Source organism: Photobacterium sp. BZF1 (genome assembly GCF_014349205.1).
In the GTDB taxonomy this organism is placed as follows: domain Bacteria; phylum Pseudomonadota; class Gammaproteobacteria; order Enterobacterales; family Vibrionaceae; genus Photobacterium.
On sequence record NZ_JACSOF010000025.1, the window covers coordinates 1 to 21,426 of the forward strand.

Consider the following 21,426-nt stretch of genomic DNA (forward strand, 5'->3'; position numbering starts at 1 on the left):
GCTTACGCGGTAGTCAGGAATGAATACCACTTTCAGCTTGCCGCCAAGACGTGGGTCGTTGTTCACTTTCTCTGCCACTTTGTTGATGGCAAAGATGATGTCTTTTGCTAGTGCGTAACCCGGTGCCGCTTTCGCACCAAAGAAGAATACGCGTGGGTGCATATCGAACGTTGGGTCGTTCAATAGACGGTGGTATAGCGCTAGGATGTTCAGCAGGTTTAGGTGCTGACGCTTGTATTCGTGCAGTCGCTTGATTTGGATATCGAAAATAGCATCAGTATCAAGCTCGATACCCATGTTTTCTTCTACCCAATCAGCCAAACGCTGCTTGTTTTCTTTCTTCACTGCCATGTAGCGCTTCTGGAAGGCTGCATCGTCAGCAAACTTCTCTAGGCCTGCAATCTTCTCAAGGTTAGCCGGCCAGTCATCGCCCACTTTCTCACTGATTAGTGCAGAAAGGCCTGGGTTACAGTATTTGATCCAACGACGTGGAGTGACACCGTTTGTTACGTTGGTCAAGCGGCCTGGGAATAGCTCGTTGAACTCAGGGAATAGGTCGCGCTTAACCAGCTCAGAGTGTAGCGCTGCAACACCGTTTACGGCGTATGTGCTGACAACACACAGGTTAGCCATGCGAACCATACGCTGTGGACCTTCCTGAATAATAGAAAGCTTGCGCTTCACTTCGTTGTTACCCGGCCAAGTTTGCTCAACCAGCTTCATGAAACGGTGGTTGATTTCGAAGATGATCTCCATGTGACGCGGTAGCATCTGCTGAATCAAAGCTTCGCTCCATGTTTCCAGTGCTTCTGGAAGTAGTGTGTGGTTGGTGTATGCAAAGGTCTTCGAAGAGATTTCCCACGCTTTGTCCCAGCCTAGTTTGTACTCATCTATAAGGATGCGCATCAGCTCTGGGATAGCAATGGTTGGGTGAGTATCGTTAAGCTGAATTGTCTCAAGCTCAGATAGTGACTCGATAGAGTTACCCGCTGCTTCGTGACGACGCAAAATGTCAGCAACCGAACATGCACAGTGAAAGTACTGCTGCATTAGGCGCAGGGCTTTACCTTGGTCGTGGTTATCGTTCGGGTAAAGCACCTTGGTCACGTTGCCCGCTTCCAGTGCAGAGTACTGGGCACCAACATAGTCACCGTCGTTGAAACGGGCAAGGTTGAACGGAGCGTTCGAACGGCACTCCCAAAGGCGTAGCGGATAGACGCTGTTGTTGTCATAACCGACAATCGGTAGATCCCAAGCAACACCTTCAACGGTCATTGCTGGTACCCAGCGGCGGCACTCTACACCGTTCTCATCGGTGTAAGCTTCAACATGGCCATACAGGCTAACTTCTTGGTTCAGTTCTGGGCGAAGAACTTCCCATGGGTAACCTTCAAGGCCACGCCATGCATCCGGCGCTTCAACCTGACGGCCATCAACAAAAGACTGACGGAACAGACCGTACTCATAGTGCAGACCGTAACCCACTGCAGGGTATTCCTGTGCTGCTAGTGAGTCCATGAAACACGCTGCTAGGCGACCTAGACCACCGTTACCCAATGCTGGGTCACGCTCTTCTTCCAGAAGGTCAGTCAGGTTCTGGCCCATTTCTTCCATTGCGTCAGCAACATTTTGGTAAAGGCCCATGCTGATCAGGTTGTTGCCGGTTAGGCGGCCAATCAAAAATTCCAGTGAAAGGTAGTTAACACTGCGGGCTTTCTGCTCGGCAAGATTCTTTTCGGTAGCTAACAAATTACCGGTACTGATCTCGGCTAGCGCCTTGCCCATAGCTAAATACCACTGGCGAGCAGAAGCTGTCTCAGGAGTGGCTGCATAGTGAGATGAAAGAAACATTGCTACACGTTGTTTGAAGGTGTTTTTATCAAACTGTTGTTTTGTCATAGACATAATTAACGCCATAAAAGTAATGAATTGTTGTTCTGCAAAGCTATTGCCTTGAACTTTTGAAGCTGTCATGTAGCAAGAAGATTCAAGCTGGGAATTTGCCCCTTCAGCAAAGTTCCTACCAGTATCAAAGCACTTTCCGTGACCATTAACGCTACCCACAACATCGCCAACCTCATCCTGGTTGGTTTGCCCTCTCGTTCCGCTGCCGACCACCTTGGCTATAGGGGTTAAGTAGCAGCAAATGGGCTATGTAGCATGTCTTACTTCGATAAAGCCTTTTCAAACAGATATCTATCCGATAAATACCCACTTAGGCCCAACCGTTAAATTGTAGTCGTACATGACGTACTACCAAGTTAATCAGTTCATACTTTGGACTAAATACCCTCACCGATGAATTGTGATGGAATTCACAATCGGTGGGCGCAGAGTTTGAACGGAATCACATTTCGTACAACTCTAATTCCCAGCAGGAAAGTACTCAGAAAAGAAATAAAAAAAACGGCATATTGCCAAATAGACAATATGCCGTTTCATCCAGAGACCGATCCGTTCTAATGACTGAGTTTTAGGGTCACTATCTCGAAGGGTGAAAGGGTTATGACTTTATTTTCGGTCGGCGCACTCTGATAAGAAAGCGGCCTCTCCATCAAATCGACTTCCTGCACCCGACTGCCCAATCGGCTATCCCACCGCAAGGATGTCCCTGTTCGGCAGCCAAAGGTTTCAAACAAACGCACGATAATGCCACTGCCGTCTTCTGCCGGTTTTACCGTCTCTACAACGACACCGGGTTCGCTTGAGCTAACCAGCGCCATCGAATCGGGATAGGACATTGCTGCAGACGATTCCTTATCTTGTGCCTTAACCTGAAGCAATGGCTCAAGGGACTTGACCCGCAATGGGTTGTTCAGTGCATAACCTTGCTGGACCACTCCCCCAGACTGGTAGTCACCCTCGTGGGTATAAATGGAGTAGGTAAAGAAATGTTCGCCTATATCCCCAAAGTTATCTGCGGTATACCCTGCCTCTCCCTCATGGCCAAACTCCGATCCGGGCTTTTTCTGCGAACGCAGCAACGTAACCTCAAGCGACTGATCTTTAACCCGATAACCGTATTTCGAATCCGACATAATGGCTACGCCACATTCACCATCTGATATATCAACCCATTTATGGGCAGGGATCTCATCTTTCGCTGCGGCATGCGTGTCATCGCTATGGGTCGGGCGGTTGATAACCCCAAACTGGATATTACACTGCGCCTCATGGGCCACCACCGATACAGGGAAACGAGCCTTCAGGGATACATCCTGCTCATGCCAATCAATATAAGTCTGGAAATCAACGCGGTGGCTACCTGCGAGCAGTACAATTTCCTGCACCACAACAGATTGGTTGTAGCGATAGTATTGTTTCACCACCGCTCGCGGCCCATCGACAACAGCCTCGGCACGCTCAAAACACAGCACTGATGATTGTCCCTCGCGATATCCATCGGCAAAGTCCCACGCCGCATACTGGCTGGCGCGCTCATGGTAAGCCCTCAGTTCATTTCCGATAGTGCCAGTGCTGCTGTCCGGTGCAATAAACTCCTTGGCCAATTGCTTGTCGAACATAGAGCGGATCCCACCATCAGGGGCAAATTCCACCCTCATGCAATCACTTTCCAGATAATACGGCGTGGCCTGCATCAACACTTGAGACTGTTGTTCAACCTGTTCATTCACCGCATAACCCAGCGGGCCAACTGCCAATTCTTGCCATTGCCCATCAATATTGATCCACTCATTGCGAGCGAATGGCGCTGTGTTGTAGGCAATAAATGGCTTGTTGAAGCCACCCAGGGTGAGATTTGTCTCTATCCTTGCTTCTAAAACGGCCAACAGCTCTCTGGCTTGCTCGAGCATACGCCGGTAGTCGCTTTCTGCTTCCCGGTAGACCCTGACAATCGACGAGCCCGGCAGAATATCGTGGAACTGCAAGGTAAGCGTTTCTCGCCACAGTTGGCTGACAGCTTCACGCTCCTCGCGACTACACGGAGTGACAGACATCATCATCTCGAGATCATGGAGGATATGTTCCATGTCACGGTTGCCCCGCTTGGTTCGGGACTCGGTAGTAAAACACCCCTGGTGTGCTTCGAAATACAATTCCCCCTTGAGCGAAGGTAACTGCTCCCGCTTACTTTCGGCTCTAGAGAAAAAATCATCCACCCGGCCATTGCGGGCTTTGGGCAAGCCCTCGAGATCCTTGATCCGCTGGAATCGTTCGATATGCTCTTCAGCGGGGCCACCGCCGCCATCACCTACCCCATATACCATCAATGCTTCATTGAAAATGGCCTTCTCCTTGTAATTAGCCTCCAGCCGCAAAGAGGATGTGGCACGTGCACGGCTATCATAGGTATCTTCGGGGAAGTTGTGCATAATCACCTCCGAGCCATCTAGTCCCTGCCAGCGGAACAGGTGGTGCGGGAATGGATTGATTTTGTTCTGTGACAGCTTTTGCGATGCAATGTAGTTGACGCCCGACTTCACCAGAATCTGCGGTAATGCAGCCGTGAAACCAAACACATCCGGCTCCCACAGGTAATTGACTTCCTGACCGAAGTGTTCAAGGGTAAACTGGCGGCCAAACATAATTTGGCGGATCAAAGACTCCCCGCTTACCAGATTAAGATCTGACTCTACCCAGAAGCAGCCTTGCAATTCAAACCGCCCTTCGACGACATGGTGCTTGATACGTTCGAATAATAGCGGGTAGTCATCTTTGACCCAATCAAACAACTGGTACTGGCTCGCCCCAAACAAGTAATCTGGGTACTTATCCAAGTTGGCAACTGCTGTAGTAAATGTCCTCATCGCCTTGCGCTTACCCTCCCGCAGGGGCCACATCCAAGCCAAATCCAAATGGGCATGACCGGTAGCGGTGATATCAACGCTTCCCCCAGTTGATGGCTGGTCGTAAATATCGGCAAGCAACTGCCGGCATAGGGCAATTTCCTGATCAGTAAAGTGCACCAGCGCCTGATCAACGCGATCTAAAACTTGATGAAAGCGAGCAAAGCGGGCCTCGTTAGAAATCAACTCAGGCTTATCTTTGGTCGACACTCCTTTCGGTTGGTGGGAAACTTGCCCGCTATCCCCCTTGAGCCAGTCGACCAGCACCTCAACATCGTAATACAGAGCTTTTAGCTCTGAATGACAAGTACCCAAATGTGCATCAGTGATTACCCCGCCATTTTGGACATAACCAAATAAGTCGTTACACCCGGCATCCACCCAAAACTCGACGGACTCTCCGGGTGCCCCTTCACTCAATTCCACCAGCCACTTGCCTGGTTTATCCGGTGGGATCCCGTAAGAGGACATTTTGTTGGTAATGCCGCGGATAGGGTTGCCTGCTGCATCGTGCACCAAGCCTTCCCCACCAATATCGACCATCAACACCAAATCCAATCCTTCGTCGATAGCAGGTATTTGGCCAGATAATTTCATCCAAGCACAATCAAATAACCCTCCCCACGAATCTCCAATTCTAAGCTGGCAATGCTCTCCCTTTCGCTTATCAGCAAAAGAGAGCGGCTCCTTTGATAACCAGCCTTCTATTTTCATTTCTGACAATGGGATATATACCTTCCTACCAATTCTTTCGAGCAGGTTCGAAGCATTTTCTATTTTCTTTGGGTTCATAAGAAAAGCCTATCAATGAAATTATTTATAGGTGGAGAAAAATATTTTAATCAGCAAGAATCAATATGACTTAAATGATGAATCATTAATAAGTCATAATGGTTATTTTGATATATTAAATTAATGGCCATCGAATAAGACGACCAGTCAATATAGATTTAAATAGCGTTAATTATTTAAAAAATAAATTAAGCATATCAGGAAAGCGCTTGGCCCATGCAGATTCAGTATGCCTCGCACCTTCATCCACCGCATAATGCAATCTGAGGTGCGGTTTAGTTTTCAGCACACCACTCATAGTATTGGCACCCTCCAAATAAATTTGCTCAAAGTTAACCCCCCGACTGCTGCTCTCTTCGGTTCCTATATCCATATAGACAAGTACATCTTGGTCAAGTTGGCGATGGTTGAGGTAGTTAAGCATTTCAGGTTGGTTAAACCAAAAAGCAGGAGAGAACACGCCGGCTTTGGCAAAAACATCAGGCCGCTCCATCACACCATACAAACTAATGAAGCCCCCCATCGAGCTGCCTGCAATCGATGTATCGAGGCGGCCGGGAAGCGTGCGGTAGTGAGTATCAATGTAAGGTTTGAGGGTGTCAGCGATAAATGCTATGTAATCACTTCCCTGGCCCCCGCTCTGGTAAACGCTGGTATCCCAATCTGGAAGATCAAAACTTTGGTCCATCTTCCATGGCGAATATTCATACATGCGACAAAGGCCACCATACTCAGCGCCATTATCAATCCCGACTACAATGACGCCTTCTTCACCGGCAAAGAACTGATCGACATTTTGCGGTATTTGCCAGGTCTCACCACCATAGCTAATTGCAGGATCGAAAAGGTTTTGACCGTCATGCATATAAATAACCGGGTAATCACGTCCTGACTGGTGATAATCTTTTGGTAGCAACACCCGGACGGTTCTCTCACGCCCTAATTGAGGCATGGTGAAATTATTTATAATGTGATAACGGTCAGTGCTAAGCATAATTAACCTTAATCCTTAGGTAAATTTAATTGGTCTTGAACCATTTCATTGGTTTGCTCATGAATGGTTCTAATACGAACAGGTTGAATATCCGATGACTTTTCAAATTCAGTCAAATAGATATCATTGTGAAAATGCTCTGCTGTCATTTTCACCATCAAGCGGTTATTGGTATAAAGCCCTTCACTTTCCTCACGATGAGAAAAAATAAGTGCTTGTGACATATCGACAACCATCATGAAGCGGTGAGATGGATATAAATCTTCGTCTTTGTCAAAGCGGGAATAAAGCTCCACTTTTTCGTGCGGCGTTTCAATGCGGTTAAACGAGAAGCAAATGATCCGAACACCACGCTCGATAGCCTGGCAAATTTCATCGCCAAAAATACCCAGCCTGAAATCTGAGTTGAGGTAGATCTCCACTTTTGCCTGACTGATCATCTCCCTCGCTCTCTGCACCAGGTTGTCATAGCCCGTCAGGTTGTAGATAAACTCCTTCTCTTCCTGCAGCATCATCTTGGAAAGTTCTTTTTTCAGGATGCTGATATTTTCAACCGTCTTTTTCTCGATTTGGCTGAAGATAAGTTCAGGAGACTTCGCCTCATACTCCTTGGTATCACCTTCCGACATGAAGATGTAACCATTGTTGTAAAGGTTATCGATAGATGAATATACCGATGAACGGGAAAGTGAAATTTCTTTAGCAATTTTATAACCACTTGCCCGGCCATTTTTCAGCAAGTTGATGTACACGAGTGCATCCGTTTTAGTAAACCCGAAGTCCATCAGTTTAGTCACGAGATCTGGCACAATTTGTCCTTTAAAGCTATTCACAATCAGCCCTTTAGAATATCACTAAGTCACAGAGGCGTCCAAGCCGTACCACTAATTGTTCGTGCCCAATCACATTCAGTGATTTAACTCGATAGCAATAGGCACCCAGCGAAAATGCCGATTGATATCGAGTCGGGGGGATAATTCCCCCCAACACGATTAAAGCCCTAGAATTTGATAGCCGTAAGGTTCAAGTTCTACCTGCTGTAGGCCGATTTGGACTGCCTTTGCGCTGTCTGAGTTATTCAGGACAAACGTCAAACGGCCACGCTGGTATGCAATACACTGCTCATCAGCCACATCGACCCAAGAAATAGAAGGGTCATTCAATTCAGGATGGCTCAGACGTAACTGGATCATCTGCTGGATAAACTGACGGAACTCCAGATCCTGCTTGTTTTCATCCCAAACCATACAGCGGCGGTTTTTGTCATAACTCATACCGCGGTCACCTTCCATGCCCACTTCGCCACCGTAGTAAATACAAGGCGATCCGACTTGGGTAAACATGAACAGGTAAGCCAATTTGGCTTTGGCCTTGTCACCGCCGCAAAGGGAAATGATCCGCGAAGTATCATGGCTATCAAGCAGATTGAACATAGCCTTGTTCACATTGCGCGGGTAAGACATGTAAGAGCGACTGACATCATTGATAAAGCCTTGCTTGTCCGACAGGTTGTGGGCAAAGAAGTCGGTGATAGCTTGGGTCATCGGGTAATTCATCAATGAATCATATTGCTCGCCCCGCAGCCATGCCATGCCTTCATGCCAGATTTCACCCAGGATGTAACAATCAGGCTTGACCCCTTTGACGACCTTGCGGAAGTCACGCCAGAACTCGTGATCCACCTCATTGGCAACATCCAAACGCCAGCCATCAATATCAAACTCTTCAACCCAGTGGCGGGCAACATCCAACAGATACGCGCGGCACTCTTCGTTTTCGGTATTTAGCTTTGGCATCTCCAGTACATTGGCAAAGGTTTCATAATTGAAGTTCCAGAAATCCCACTGATCTTTTGGCGTATCTGGATATACCGGGAATTCATTGATCCAGAACCAATCTGCATATTTGGAATCCTGACCTTTTTCTACCACGTCCAGCCAAAGTGGTGACTTGTCACCGATATGATTGAAGACGGCATCCAGCATGATCTTCATACCACGGCGGTGGGCTTCCTTCACCAATGCCTTAAACGCTTCATTGCCGCCGAAGTGCGGATCAACGTTGTAATAATCGACGGTATCGTACTTGTGGTTGCAATTAGCCGTAAAGATTGGGCAGAAATACAAGCCGTTGACACCAAGCTCCTGCAGGTAATCCAACTTGTCGATAACACCCCATAGATCGCCGCCCATGAAGTTGTGCTCGGTCGGCTCGGTCCCCCACGGTTGGACACCGGCAGGTGAAATCTCAGGGCGACCGTTTGCAAAGCGCTCCGGGAAAATCTGGTACCAGATGGTATTTTCAACCCATTGCGGTGTTTCCAGCACATCACGAGGATTGATATAAGGAAAACAGAAGAAGTTACTGATATTACTCATCTCGACTTCTTCAACCGCCGGATCAGAGATATCGACGATACGCTTTTCACCATATACAAGCTTCTCACCCGTCTTGCCATGCAAAATAAAACCGTAGCGCGAGCGGCGTTTGGGTGGCATAAACTCAGCAAACCAATGATCATGGTGCTCTGTCTGCCCTTCCAGCGACATCTTCACTTCATTGCCACCGACCCAGCCATGGGCTTCACTGCCACCGAGGTTACCGCCGTCCAAGCCGCCTTCGGCCCAGTGGTATGGGTCACCGATCCACAGAGTTACTTTTTCGACTTCATTTATTGCCGTGCGCAATCTCAGGTGTAATGTCTCTTTATTAAAGGCGTAAGCATCCGCACTCTTTGGCGTATGCACAATAGAGCTTTTCGTTATCATCATTTTTTCCTAATTTTTTACTGGCATACCTGATTAATAGGTATGCCTTTGAATTATTCTTTTACAGCGCCACTCACAAGGCCTTTGGCAATATGTTTTTGGGTAGCAACAAACAATAGAGTAATAGGGACGGCAACCAATAAGGCACCTGCGGTAAATAAGGTAAAGTTTTCCGCCGTACCCGTTCTTATCCAGCTAAAAATACCAATTGCCAATGTCATTTTTTCTTCGCTACGTAAGATCAATGTCGGCAAAATAAAGTCCATCCAAGGCGCTGTGAACGACATTAATGCGACGAAGACTAAAATAGGTTTGGCCAGCGGTAATATAATCTCGAAAAATATCGTAAAGTGACCGGCACCATCTATTTTTGCCGCTTCGTCAAGCGATGTCGGTATCGCATCGAAATACCCTTTTACCAACCATGACAGAAAAGGTAGGCTCCCCGTTACATAGACCAGCAAAAGCCCCCAGTAACTATCAATCAGATTTAGCTTGGACAACAATACATAGATTGCTGTCATCGAAAGGAACGCAGGGAACATCTGCAACACAAGGATGCTTAGCATGACGTTACGCTTGCCCTTGAAACGATAGCGCGAAAACGTAAATGCCGTGATGGTCACCAGGACCAAGCAAATAAGCATATTTGCAATGGCCAACCAGAAGGTATTTTTATACCACTGGATATAAGGCGTATCATTTAGCAGAGTCCGGTAATGTTCCAAAGTAAAATCGAAACCGGAAAAGCTTGTCGAAAATAAATTCGTACCTGGTTTGAATGATGCCATTACGGTCCAGATAACAGGGGCAAGCACTGCCAGGGCATTTAACGTCAAGAATATATAGACAAATACCGTACTTGTTTTTAATGGTTTATTACTTGCCATAATTACATACCTACATCTTCTTTGAATGATTTCATTCTTCTGAACTGCCAGATAGCTATCGTTGACAAGAAGAGGAAAATCACAATCGAAACGACCGCTGCAATATGATACTGCTGGAAGTCAAGAGTCAGCTTATATATCCAAGTAATCAAGATATCGGTATGACCCGCAAACCTGTAATCTGGATTAATCGGCCCGCCCTCGGTAAGCAGGTAAATAGCACCGAAATTATTAAAGTTATGGGCGAATGTCATTACCAGTGATGGCGCCAATTGGTTCAGAACCATAGGCAAGGTTATTTCCCAGAACTGCTGTAATTTACTGGCACCGTCAACCTCAGCCGCCTCATAAAGATCTGCTGGGATATTGGTCATAGCGCTAGATATCATCAGCATGAAGTAGGGTGCACTCGCCCAGACACTGACCAAGATCACCGTAATTTTGGCAATGAACGGGTCGGATAGGAAAGCGATAGAATCAAACCCCATGCCGTTAAGCAAGTTGTTGACCGGCCCCACCCCGTTAAGCAATAACCTAAATACCAATAGCGATACGAATGCCGGTATAGCGTAAGGCAAGATAAAAATAAGGCGCCAGGCTTTCTTAAACTTGATGTCCTTGTTTTCAACGGCAAGCGCAAGCAGGAAGCCAAAACCAAACGTCGCCACTGTTGCACATACAGCCCAGGTGACGGTCCATGTTGCCACCCCAAAGAAAGTGCCGGACCAAATATCAAGTTCGAATAGGGCAACAAAGTTCCTGAAGCCAACCCAGTCCACCAGGTTCCGTGGTGGGATATGGTTCGGCGCAGAGTAGTTGGTAAACGCCACCATTACCGTAATGGCAATTGGCAGGATGATGAACAGCAAAGTTGCCGCGGCAGCCGGTGACAGCATCATAAAAGCAAAGTGCTTTTCATAGGCCTTTACCAGTTGCTGCTTGAGGCTCAATGTCTCTGGCACCAAATGGCGAGCATCTTTGACGTTGGCAACGTACACCAAGGCAAACAGCCCAATTAAGAGCAGTGACACAACCCCTTCTACCAACATAAAGATGGAATTGTCACCTTGGATAATATCGAACCCTTTACGCTGCTGGGCCACTTCGCCCAGAGTGATCAGCCCTTTTGCTGCCGCCAATAAATCCACGGCAAAATACAGAAAGGCCAATTGGATAAGCAGGAATGTGAACCCCCGTAAATAGGCACCATTTTTTATTTGGCTCCCCCCCATCACAAGGAGGGAGATAGGCGCATTGAGCGCCTCAACTCTCGCAGTTAATTGCATACCGGCTACCTAAGGTTAGTTATTGCTGCATTGAAATCTGCTGTTCGATAATTCTTTCAGCACGGTTCAAAGCACCTTCAACATTGCCGCCGTTATTCCAAATATCAGTGACTGCCGCAGCCATTGGCTGCCAGATGTAGCCCATTTCAGGAATAGATGGCATGGCATCTGAATAGAAACCCTGCTGGATCATCGCCTGGGTAAGCTCATCGGCTTCGTCTGCAACATCATTCATCACAGTTTCAACCGGCGGAATAGCCCCAGTCATCTCAAAACGTTTCTTGGCCATCTCCTCGGAAGAGACGAAGTCAGCAAATAACTGTGCTGCTCGAGGGTACTCGGTGAAAGCAGAGACAACCGCTAGGCGGACAGTAGAGAAGGTGCGTGGGTGGTGGCCATCAAGGGTCGGGATTGGAGCAACACCCAGGTTGATACCGGACTTTTCATAACCAGGCGCGGCCCACGGACCATCGATAATGGCCGCCACTTTACCTTCCTGGAACAAACCACGACGCACCTGCGGGTCACGGATATCGGCAGGGTTTGCGCCATTGGCCGCTTTTAGCTTGAGCATTGAGGTTAAACCGGCAACTGCCCCTTCGTTGGCAATTCCCAAGTCTTTGGCATTGGCACCATTGTCACCGAACTCATAGCCGCCCTTCATGGCAAAAAACATTCGTGACTCGTAATAGTTCTGAACATCCCACAGCAAGCTATATTGCTGTCGACCTGGCTTATTAAATTCTTTCGCAAACTCAATAAGTTGCTCGAAAGATGTTGGGGTTTCTGCTAACAAGTCCTTGTTATAAAACATAGTGACTGTTGCAAAGGAGACAGGGAAGCCATAACTCTCACCATTGATCTTGGCGGCTGCAGCGGCACTGGAGATAAAGTCGCTTTCGATACGCTCCGCGCTAACTAGGTTTTCCATTACGCCACCGGCAACAACCAGGCGTCCCAGTGTATCGTGCTCGACTTCAACCACATCGCCAACGGCTGTCGTACCACCATCTTGAATGAGGCGGGTAGTCGTATCAACAGGTGATAGCGAGCGGAAGGTGAACTCCACATCATAATCATTTTGCTGGTTGAACTGTTCAGCGGCGTACTGCATGAACTGAGAGCTGGCACCATGGTCTGCCCAAATCATCAGTTTTGCATCAGCTTCAGGGACAATCTCCTGGGCCAGTACCGATCCGCTTATACATACTGAGGCAATTAATGCGGGTAAGATGGCTTTATTCATTTTTAGTTCCTTTCTGCATTTCACGATTAGTAGTACACCCTGTACTTCCAATTAGAGCGTATAGGTGAAATAAAGGTCAACCACTCTCTGATAGTGATTTTCTCTTTTTGTGACTGCAGTCATTAATTGGGTGTTATTTTATATAGGCGGATAAAAGAAGGGCTGCCTATTTACATCGATATTTTCAGTACGCCCCGGCAATTTAAATTCCACTTATTCGATAACTCTTAAAAATACCAACGCGAATAATTATTGAGATCTCGCTCAAACTTCGTAGCCAACAGAAAAGATATAGATCACAGAATTCACAACATTGCAGTGACTAAAAAACCAACATCAATAAACATAGTAGTACACCCTGTACCACCACCTAAAAATTACATTTGTCTAGCAAGGAACTAAACAGAATGAACAAGACAATCTTGTCCGTACTCGTTGCAAATGCGATGTTTGCTTCAAATGCAGTGGCTGATACTTTTTCAACCAGTCCAGACTCTGCAGAGCAAGACTTTTTTGCAACCATCGTTGACGGTACAGGGGGTAGCATTGGGGCTTTCTTCGAGAAAGAAGACAAAAAAGCCTACAACGAAGACGGTAGCCTGATCGGGAAAAATGAATACACCGAGAACAGCATTATTACCGGTTTCCTCTACAACAAAGAACTTCCGGTATCGCTGAACTACTCGCTGAAGCAAATCCAGAATAAATGGCGCACCGCAGACGGCTCCTTCTCTCAAATCGATGACGGCTTTCAGGTATCAACCAACCTGCGCTATAACCGAGGCCTTGGCCGTGGTTTCAGTACCGGCTTGGGCTGGGCGACGGAATTTGAGCGCAGTGACCGCAACCAGGGCAACACCAAAGGTGACCTGACACAGGACCAGCATGAGTTCTACACCTTCCTCGGATATTGGAACAACGACTGGAAAGGGGGGTTCTACTCTGAATTGAGCTACGGTATGACCAACGAGACCAACTCGCTGGACGCCGGGGTATGGGGTGACAAAGACACCACCTACTACAAAGTCCTATTCAAGCCCTACAAAAGCTTCGGTAAGTTCTTCGCTGGTGTTGAATTCTATTACGAAGACAAAGATACCGATGGCCGTGACGGTTCCTTCCTAGAAAACTTTGAAGAGTGGTACATTGAGCCAGAGTTAGCCTATAGCTTCGATTTTGGTGGTCGCCTATTCGTGAAACAGCGCTACAGTGAGAAAACAACGACCCAAACCAATGGCGACAGTTACTTTGGTACAGTGAACAAAACCACGGTCGGTTATCAGCATAACTTCAAAAACTGGTCTGTCAGTGGCGAAGTGGAAATCTTCAATGAAGACAAAGATGCAAAAGCGGAATGGACCGGCAACGAGAAAATCGGCAACGGCCATGAAGAATACAACAAGCTCAAGCTGATGGCTCAGTACCGCTTCTAACCCTACAGGAAACAACATTATGATAAAGGTCACCGACATTGCCGAGATCCTACAAGGCACTGTAATAGGCAATACGGATATCAATGTCGACAGCATTGTCGAACTCGACTCTCCTACCCAAGGAGGATTGGCTATTATCCGCCAGCCCGGTGACCTCAAAAAAGTCGCTTCCTGTTTAGCCGATGTCATCATCGGACCGGAGTCAATCCGCCAGAATACCCAGGCCACGGTCATCGCTATCAACCAACTTGACGCCAAGCTTATCAATCACTTTCTGACTTGGTTCAAAGTGTCGCAATACCGCCTCGACGATCAGGGCAACACCTCGGACATCGAAGGTGTCTACATCGGTAAATACACATCTATCGGTGAAGGCTGCCACTTTAAACCTGGGGTCAAAATCATGAATGGCGTAAAGATTGGCAACAATGTCGCTATTCACGCCAATACGGTGATCAAAGAAGGCACCATCATTGGCGATAACGTCACTATCGATTCCAATTGCTCTATCGGCAACTATAGTTTCGAGTACCTGACCGACGAACGGGGCGAATACATCCGGCTCGAGAGTATCGGCCGCGTGGTCATCGAGGACAATGTCGACATTGGCTGCAACAACACCATTGACCGCGGCACTATCGGCAACACCGTGATCGGTGCCGGCAGCAAACTCGATAACCTGATCCAAATAGGCCACGATGTCAAAATTGGCCGACACTGCCTACTGATATCACAAGTCGGTATTGCCGGTTGGACAGAGGTTGGTGATAACGTCATTATCCATGGCCAGGTCGGCATTACCGGCGGGATTAAAATTGGCCACAATACTCGGATCAAAGCACAAGCTGGAGTGACCCGTTCTTGCCCGGACAACAGTCATCTGTCGGGTTACCCTGCGCGTGACACCAAACAATACCTAAAGACCCTCGCCGCACTGAACTCCTTGATAAAGAAAAGCGAACAACCCGAGCAGCGAGCCCTACATTCCAGCGAACCTGCCCCGCAAACAGGCTGGTTCAGCAAGATTTTTAATTTTAAATAAGATTTTCGGAGTAATTCATGGCGACGGTAAGCCTACGTAAAGTAGAAAAAGAATACGAAAACGGCTTCAAGGCAGTGCATGGTATTGACCTTGATATCCAAGACGGTGAATTCATGGTTTTTGTCGGTCCTTCAGGTTGCGCAAAATCAACCACCCTGCGCATGGTCGCCGGGCTTGAGGATATCACCGGCGGGGAAATTCGCATCGGGCAGAAAGTTGTCAATGACCTTGCCCCGAAAGACCGTGGGATTGCCATGGTATTCCAGAACTACGCCCTTTATCCTCACAAGACGGTCTTTGACAACATGGCTTTTGGCTTGAAGATGCAAGGCAAGTCGAAAGAAGAAATCAAGCAACGGGTTACAGAGGCCGCCGAAAAGCTCGAAATCACTGATTTGCTAGACCGCAAACCGAAAGAGATGTCTGGTGGCCAGCGCCAGCGCGTTGCGGTAGGGCGTGCCATTGTCCGCAAACCAGATGTGTTCCTGTTCGATGAACCGCTTTCCAACCTCGATGCCAAGCTAAGGGTTTCGATGCGAGTCAAAATTGCCCAGCTTCACCAATCCCTCAAAGAAGAAGGCAACCCGGCAACCATGATTTACGTTACCCATGACCAAACCGAGGCGCTGACGCTGGGAGACCGTATTTGCGTATTGAACCAAGGCCAAATCATGCAGGTCGACACACCGGCAAACCTCTATAACTTCCCGGCCAATAAGTTCGTTGCCGGCTTTATCGGTTCGCCAGCCATGAACTTGGTGGATACTGCGTTGCGCGAACAGGACGGCAACTATTACATTGAAATGGCCCCGGGACAGCAAGTGGTGATTCCATCGAACAAAACCCACGCTCTCAAGCAACATACCGATAGCAAAGTATGCTTCGGGATCCGCCCCGAACATATCAGCATTGCCAAAAACAAAACGGACCTCAATGTGATTGAGGGTAAGTTGGCGGTGGTCGAAAATATGGGTAATGAAAAATACCTACATTTCCGAGTTGGTGCGAATGTCATTATTGCCCGTGTGTCATGTGTTGATATTTCCACCTCAGATATCGGTAAGAGTTTTTATTTCAATTTAGATACCAGTTTCTGTCATGTATTTGATGGCGAAACAGATGAGAATATATCGCTATAAATAAAAAATAATTTAAAAGAAAGGGAATTAGACACTCTCTTTCTTTTGCCTCAAAGCAATAAAATTAAATATTTAATCAATTAGCCTAATTCCCAAACATTTATTCGCAGCTTGCATATAGCCGCGAAGGTTCACTTATTGGCATGGGCTACGCATTAGTAATTTTAAGCGGCTTTATCATTCACCCCCAATGAGAAAAGGATCCAACATGGCAAACGCCCGTCCCCTACCCCAGGCTTTTCAATGGCTGACCTGCAAACACATTCGCCCAAGCGGTTGGCTAGCCGAGCAAATGCAATTTGACCTCAACCAAGGTTTTGTCGGTCACCTTGACCAACTGGTGCCAGAGCTTATCACCGAAGATGATATTTATGGCGAGCACCGCAGAACCCTCGCAGACAAAGCCAAGGACGTCGGATCTATTGCCCAAGATGCCGACTGGGAGGTGCAATACCTGTGGTGGAACGCCGAGACCCAGTCCAACTGGTGGGATGGGTTTGTCCGCCATGCCATGTTAGTCGGCACCGAAGAGCAGCAAAACAAAGTCCACCGCTATATCGACCATATCCTTTCAACCCAGGATGACGATGGCTATATCGGAATTTATGCCCCTGACTTGCGCTATCAGGCGAAAGGCGAGAACGGTGAATTGTGGGCGCAAGCCGCTCTGTTCAGGGTGCTCATCGCCTACTACGAAATGACCCAGAACCAAGATGTACTCGATAGGGTGATCAAAGCTGTCGAGCGAACCATGACGGCATGGCCAATCAATGAAAGCAAACCTTTCGATGTCACCGAATCCTACGCGGGTGTTGGCCATGGTTTGGTATTTACCGATGTCTTGGACAGGCTCTACCAGCTTACCGGCAAACAGCAATATCTTGATTACGCCCATTTCCTCTACCGCGATTATTGCCGCTATCCACTGTGCGACATCGACATCCAGCTCGATGCTCTGCTTGACCCGGATTACCGCTACCAAGGGCATGCCGTCCACACTTGGGAGCATCTACGACCGCTGCTAACAGCCTACTTCGCCACCGGTAGCAAAGATCTCAAGACAGGCCTTGAAGCCTTTGTCGGCCGATTACCGAATTACCTCACCCCGTCGGGTGCCCCAATTGGTGACGAATTTATCTTGGGCAAACAGGCCAATGCCACCCAAGTCGGCTATGAGTATTGCTCTATCCATGAGTTACTCGATGGGTTTACCCACATGCTGCAAAAAACCGGCGAGTTCAGCTGGGCCGATCATATTGAAAATATGCTGTTCAATGCCGCACAAGGTGCCCGCCACCCTGATGGGATGGGGATTGCCTACCTGAAAACCGACAATTCCTATTCGATGCTTGGCGAGGCCGGTGTTCATAGTGATGGCTGTACTGCCCATGAGGTCCAAACCCGCTATAAATATTCCCCAACCCACCAGGAAGCTGCAGTCTGCTGCGTCCCCAATGCCGGACGTATTTACCCGTACTACCTCAAAGCCATGTGGATGCAGCAACAAGACACCATCATCAAGCCGCTATACGGACCGAGTGAGTTTACAACCGAAATCAACGGCCAGCGCCTGACGATTTCCGAACACACCAATTACCCAGCCGAGCACAGTGTGGTGCTGCAGTTCTCTGCCGACACTCCTGTTCAAGCAACACTGCGTTGCCGCCTGCCAGGTTGGGCCAAAGGGGTCTGTGTCAAAGGGGCCAATGTCGAACTGGGTGAAGGTTGGTTCGAGATAAGCGGACAATGGCAGGGGCAAAGAGTTGAAATCCAGTTCAACACCCAACCGCAACTGTGTACTGACAACTTGGGCGACCATTACTTCCGCTATGGCCCGTTGGTTTATAGCTTGCCGATCAAAGCTATCGAAACCATCGACAAACAACTGCCTCTCATGCCTTTCAAGGAGCGCTGCTACCAGACTGAAAATGGTTGGCTGCCGGTTGAATTCAACCACAACCCGCATACAGAACTGGCCAGTTTCGAGGCAACAGCAGCCCTCCCTTGGGGGCAGTACACCCCGCTCCGTACCGACCTCGGATATCAAGGCCAACACTTTGTCCTACAACCTATGGCCGCGCATATTTTGCGTCAGGTCACCTTCAAACCAAAGGCATGGTAACGCGACATGGATACGAAAACGCTCACAGTCAGCATTATTTGCGGCTCGGTATTGGCAACACTTTCTCTATGGGTGGCGGATTATAGCTTGGCAGCACTGGGGAGTTTGGCGGCATGCTGTACGACCCTTGCCTACCTGCCTCAGGTCATCAAGATTATCCGCTCCAAAGATACCCAGAGTATCTCATTGCACATGTATGCGTTGATGGTGTTCGGGGTATTTTGCTGGTTTATCTATGGCATGAAGGTCAATGACACTCCAGTGATGCTGGCCAATGCAATCACCTTGCTGTTATCAATGGTGATTCTGATTATGAAGCTTAGCGAGCGTCCACAGTAAAATAAAAAAGGCCTGCACGGAGGCAGGCCAAACTTTGCTAATTAATAGCTAGGTAGTCACAGCTTGTTATTTTTCGACAATGTTTTTTGAGCCCTTACATTTTTTCGGTAAAGGTCCGGGTTATCACATCCTGCTGCTGCTCTTTGGTCAGCGAGTTGAAACGGACCGCATAACCCGATACACGGATGGTTAGCTGCGGGTATTTCTCTGGGTGCTCGACAGCATCAAGCAACATGTCACGGTTCATCACGTTGACGTTCAGGTGTTGGCCACCTTCAACGCCCACCCCATGCTCGCCCGCTTCGTGATGGAAATAGCCGTCCATCAGCGCTGCCAAGTTTTTCTTCTGGGTTTCGCTGTTTTTGCCCAATGCATTTGGCACAATCGAGAAGGTATACGAGATACCGTCTTTGGCAAAAGCAAACGGCAGTTTCGAAACAGACGTCAGTGAAGCGACCGCCCCTTTTTGATCACGGCCATGCATCGGGTTGGCACCTGGACCAAATGGCATACCTGCGCGGCGGCCATCTGGCGTATTACCGGTCTTCTTACCGTACACCACGTTAGAGGTGATGGTCAGGATCGACTGGGTCGGCGTTGCCTCGCGGTACATGTTCATTTTCTGGATTTTCTTCATGAAGCGCTCTACCAGATCACAGGCAATATCATCGACCCGGGCGTCATTGTTGCCGAATTTCGGGTAATCGCCTTCGATCTCGAAATCTACCGCCAGACCGTCTTCATCACGGATAGGCTTCACCTTGGCAAACTTAATCGCAGCCAGCGAGTCGGCAACTACCGACAAACCGGCTATCCCGCAGGCCATAGTGCGCCTTACATCACGGTCCATCAGTGCCATCAGAGAAGCTTCGTAGCTGTAACGGTCGTGCGAGTAGTGGATGATGTTCAGTGCCGTCACATATTGGGTTGCCAGCCAATCGAGCATCTCATCAAAACGAGGCATCAAGCTATCGAAATCCAAGGTTTCATCGGCAATCAGTGCCTGCTTAGGACCCACCTGCACTTTCGATTTTTCATCAATCCCACCGTTGATGGTGTACAACAATGCTTTCGCCAAATTGGCACGGGCGCCGAAGAACTGCATGTCTTTACCGACAATCTGCGGGCTGACGCAACAGGCAATGGCATAATCATCGTTGCTGAAGTCCGGTCGCATCAAATCATCATTTTCATACTGCAGCGATGAGGTATCGATAGACACTTTCGCCGCATATTTCTTGAAAGCCTCAGGCAGTTGCTCTGACCACAATACCGTCATGTTTGGCTCAGGTGCCGGGCCCATGTTGTATAACGTATGCAGGTAACGGAAGGTGGTTTTGCTGACCAGGGTACGACCGTCAACACCCATACCGGCCATTGCCTCAGTTGCCCAGATAGGGTCGCCAGAGAATAGCGAATCATAATCTGGAGTACGCAGGAACCGCACCATGCGCAGTTTCATAATGAAATGGTCCACCAGCTCCTGGGCCTGTGACTCATTGATCACCCCATTGGCCAAATCCCTTTCAATATAGACATCAAGGAAAGTCGAGGTACGGCCCAGCGACATCGCCGCGCCGTTTTGTGATTTCACCGCGGCCAAGTAGCCGAAATAGGTAAACTGGATCGCTTCTTGTGCCGACTTGGCCGGCGTCGACATATCAATGCCGTACTTCAGGCCCATAGTGCGGATATCTTCCAGCGCCTGAATTTGATCGGCTAGCTCTTCACGCAGGCGTAGGGTCTTCTCGAGATCTTGGCCTTGCTCAAGGAATGCCTGGGTCGATTTTACTTGCTCTTGCTTGTCAGCCTTGAGGAAATCAATGCCATAAAGGGCAATGCGGCGATAATCACCAATGATTCGGCCACGGCCATAAGCATCGGGAAGACCGGTGATGATGCCTGATTTACGGCAAGCCAGAATATCCTTGGTGTAGAGATCAAAACACGCTTTATTGTGGGTCTTGCGGTATTCGGTAAAGGTTTTTTCTACCATAGGGTCAAGCTGGCGGCCATATACCTCACAGGAGGTTTTCACCATGCGGATACCGCCATTGGCAATAATAGCTCGCTTGAGCGGTTTGTCGGTTTGCAGGCCGACAATGGTTTCCAGATCTTTATTGATATAACCCGCATCGTGGGAAATGATGGTTGAAGGCAGGTCGGTATCAAAGTCAACCGGCGCATGGGTGCGGCTCTCTTCTTTGATGCCCTCTAAGACACTATTCCAAAGCGCGGTGGTCGATTCCGTCGCGTCGGCAAGAAATGACTCATCGCCTTCATACGGTGTATAGTTGGTTTGGATGAAATCGCGGGTGTTAACCTCGGTTTGCCAATCGCCAGCGGTAAAACCTTTCCATGCTTGAAGCATTTCAGTAGTTGGAATAGTCATCATTAATACCTAACAATAATAGTGCTCGATTTGCTGAAGAGAAGAAATAAATAGCGCAGACTCGTTCCATTTCAAAAGAAATATCAGTAACAATAAATAACTGATTATTTAAAAATATCTTTGATAATGGATGCGACTGATTTAAGAACAAAAAACGAGAAGATATATAATCCTA

General features: G+C 48.1%; 14 protein-coding genes. 5 read left to right on the top strand and 9 right to left on the bottom strand.

Annotated elements, in window-relative coordinates; genetic code table 11:
• The 8 genes from glgP to BIZ37_RS07470 form a co-directional block, all read right to left on the bottom strand.
• Nucleotides 1-1,905 (bottom strand): glycogen/starch/alpha-glucan family phosphorylase (glgP, locus tag BIZ37_RS07435; protein ID WP_187460982.1); only part of this gene is annotated, 1,905 nt, incomplete at its 3' end.
• 554 nt (nt 1,906-2,459) lie between these two features.
• The gene (locus tag BIZ37_RS07440) at nt 2,460-5,600 is read right to left on the bottom strand and encodes a glycoside hydrolase family 38 C-terminal domain-containing protein (RefSeq protein WP_222939616.1); all 3,141 of its coding nucleotides are present in this window, start codon (nt 5,598-5,600) and stop codon (nt 2,460-2,462) included.
• A gap of 172 nt (nt 5,601-5,772) precedes the next feature.
• On the bottom strand, nt 5,773-6,594 hold the full coding sequence (locus tag BIZ37_RS07445) for an alpha/beta hydrolase (protein ID WP_187460984.1): 822 nt from the start codon (nt 6,592-6,594) through the stop codon (nt 5,773-5,775).
• Nucleotides 6,595-6,602: 8 nt separating this feature from the next.
• Nucleotides 6,603-7,403 carry a helix-turn-helix domain-containing protein gene (locus BIZ37_RS07450; protein ID WP_187460985.1) on the bottom strand — a complete coding sequence of 267 codons (801 nt, stop codon included), beginning with the start codon at nt 7,401-7,403 and terminating at the stop codon, nt 6,603-6,605.
• A gap of 183 nt (nt 7,404-7,586) precedes the next feature.
• The gene (locus BIZ37_RS07455; protein WP_187461020.1) at nt 7,587-9,362 is read right to left on the bottom strand and encodes a glycoside hydrolase family 13 protein; all 1,776 of its coding nucleotides are present in this window, start codon (nt 9,360-9,362) and stop codon (nt 7,587-7,589) included.
• A gap of 53 nt (nt 9,363-9,415) precedes the next feature.
• Nucleotides 9,416-10,252, bottom strand: a complete 837-nt coding sequence (locus BIZ37_RS07460) for a sugar ABC transporter permease (RefSeq protein ID WP_107298757.1) — start codon at nt 10,250-10,252, stop codon at nt 9,416-9,418.
• Nucleotides 10,253-10,254: 2 nt separating this feature from the next.
• Nucleotides 10,255-11,538 carry a carbohydrate ABC transporter permease gene (locus tag BIZ37_RS07465; RefSeq protein WP_187460986.1) on the bottom strand — a complete coding sequence of 428 codons (1,284 nt, stop codon included), beginning with the start codon at nt 11,536-11,538 and terminating at the stop codon, nt 10,255-10,257.
• 19 nt (nt 11,539-11,557) lie between these two features.
• Nucleotides 11,558-12,784 carry a maltose ABC transporter substrate-binding protein gene (locus BIZ37_RS07470; protein WP_187460987.1) on the bottom strand — a complete coding sequence of 409 codons (1,227 nt, stop codon included), beginning with the start codon at nt 12,782-12,784 and terminating at the stop codon, nt 11,558-11,560.
• Nucleotides 12,785-13,191: 407 nt separating this feature from the next.
• On the opposite strand from BIZ37_RS07470, the gene BIZ37_RS07475 reads away from it, so the two are divergent.
• The 5 genes from BIZ37_RS07475 to BIZ37_RS07495 all read left to right on the top strand — a co-directional run bounded on the left by BIZ37_RS07475 (nt 13,192) and on the right by BIZ37_RS07495 (nt 18,859).
• Nucleotides 13,192-14,217, top strand: a complete 1,026-nt coding sequence (locus BIZ37_RS07475) for a hypothetical protein (protein ID WP_187460988.1) — start codon at nt 13,192-13,194, stop codon at nt 14,215-14,217.
• 19 nt (nt 14,218-14,236) lie between these two features.
• Nucleotides 14,237-15,259 carry a UDP-3-O-(3-hydroxymyristoyl)glucosamine N-acyltransferase gene (gene lpxD, locus BIZ37_RS07480; protein ID WP_187460989.1) on the top strand — a complete coding sequence of 341 codons (1,023 nt, stop codon included), beginning with the start codon at nt 14,237-14,239 and terminating at the stop codon, nt 15,257-15,259.
• A 17-nt stretch (nt 15,260-15,276) separates the two neighbouring features.
• Nucleotides 15,277-16,398, top strand: coding sequence for an ABC transporter ATP-binding protein (locus BIZ37_RS07485; protein WP_187460990.1), 1,122 nt, complete (start codon nt 15,277-15,279; stop codon nt 16,396-16,398).
• A 208-nt stretch (nt 16,399-16,606) separates the two neighbouring features.
• Nucleotides 16,607-18,520 carry a beta-L-arabinofuranosidase domain-containing protein gene (locus BIZ37_RS07490; protein WP_187460991.1) on the top strand — a complete coding sequence of 638 codons (1,914 nt, stop codon included), beginning with the start codon at nt 16,607-16,609 and terminating at the stop codon, nt 18,518-18,520.
• Nucleotides 18,521-18,526: 6 nt separating this feature from the next.
• Nucleotides 18,527-18,859, top strand: coding sequence for a SemiSWEET transporter (locus BIZ37_RS07495; RefSeq protein ID WP_187460992.1), 333 nt, complete (start codon nt 18,527-18,529; stop codon nt 18,857-18,859).
• A gap of 94 nt (nt 18,860-18,953) precedes the next feature.
• Here BIZ37_RS07495 and pflB read toward each other — a convergent pair whose 3' ends face one another.
• A complete protein-coding gene (gene pflB / locus BIZ37_RS07500; RefSeq protein ID WP_187461021.1) occupies nt 18,954-21,251 on the bottom strand; it encodes a formate C-acetyltransferase in 2,298 nt (765 codons plus the stop codon).
• Nucleotides 21,252-21,426: the final 175 nt, after the last annotated feature.

Bases quoted from the DNA above. Each gene is read 5' to 3' on its own strand.
- BIZ37_RS07440 (WP_222939616.1), bottom strand. From the start codon at position 5,600: ATGAACCCAAAGAAAATAGAAAATGCTTCGAACCTGCTCGAAAGAATT.
- BIZ37_RS07445 (WP_187460984.1), bottom strand. From the start codon at position 6,594: ATGCTTAGCACTGACCGTTATCACATTATAAATAATTTCACCATGCCT.
- BIZ37_RS07455 (WP_187461020.1), bottom strand. From the start codon at position 9,362: ATGATAACGAAAAGCTCTATTGTGCATACGCCAAAGAGTGCGGATGCT.
- BIZ37_RS07460 (WP_107298757.1), bottom strand. From the start codon at position 10,252: ATGGCAAGTAATAAACCATTAAAAACAAGTACGGTATTTGTCTATATA.
- BIZ37_RS07465 (WP_187460986.1), bottom strand. From the start codon at position 11,538: ATGCAATTAACTGCGAGAGTTGAGGCGCTCAATGCGCCTATCTCCCTC.
- BIZ37_RS07470 (WP_187460987.1), bottom strand. From the start codon at position 12,784: ATGAATAAAGCCATCTTACCCGCATTAATTGCCTCAGTATGTATAAGC.
- BIZ37_RS07475 (WP_187460988.1), top strand. From the start codon at position 13,192: ATGAACAAGACAATCTTGTCCGTACTCGTTGCAAATGCGATGTTTGCT.
- lpxD (WP_187460989.1), top strand. From the start codon at position 14,237: ATGATAAAGGTCACCGACATTGCCGAGATCCTACAAGGCACTGTAATA.
- BIZ37_RS07485 (WP_187460990.1), top strand. From the start codon at position 15,277: ATGGCGACGGTAAGCCTACGTAAAGTAGAAAAAGAATACGAAAACGGC.
- BIZ37_RS07490 (WP_187460991.1), top strand. From the start codon at position 16,607: ATGGCAAACGCCCGTCCCCTACCCCAGGCTTTTCAATGGCTGACCTGC.
- BIZ37_RS07495 (WP_187460992.1), top strand. From the start codon at position 18,527: ATGGATACGAAAACGCTCACAGTCAGCATTATTTGCGGCTCGGTATTG.
- pflB (WP_187461021.1), bottom strand. From the start codon at position 21,251: ATGACTATTCCAACTACTGAAATGCTTCAAGCATGGAAAGGTTTTACC.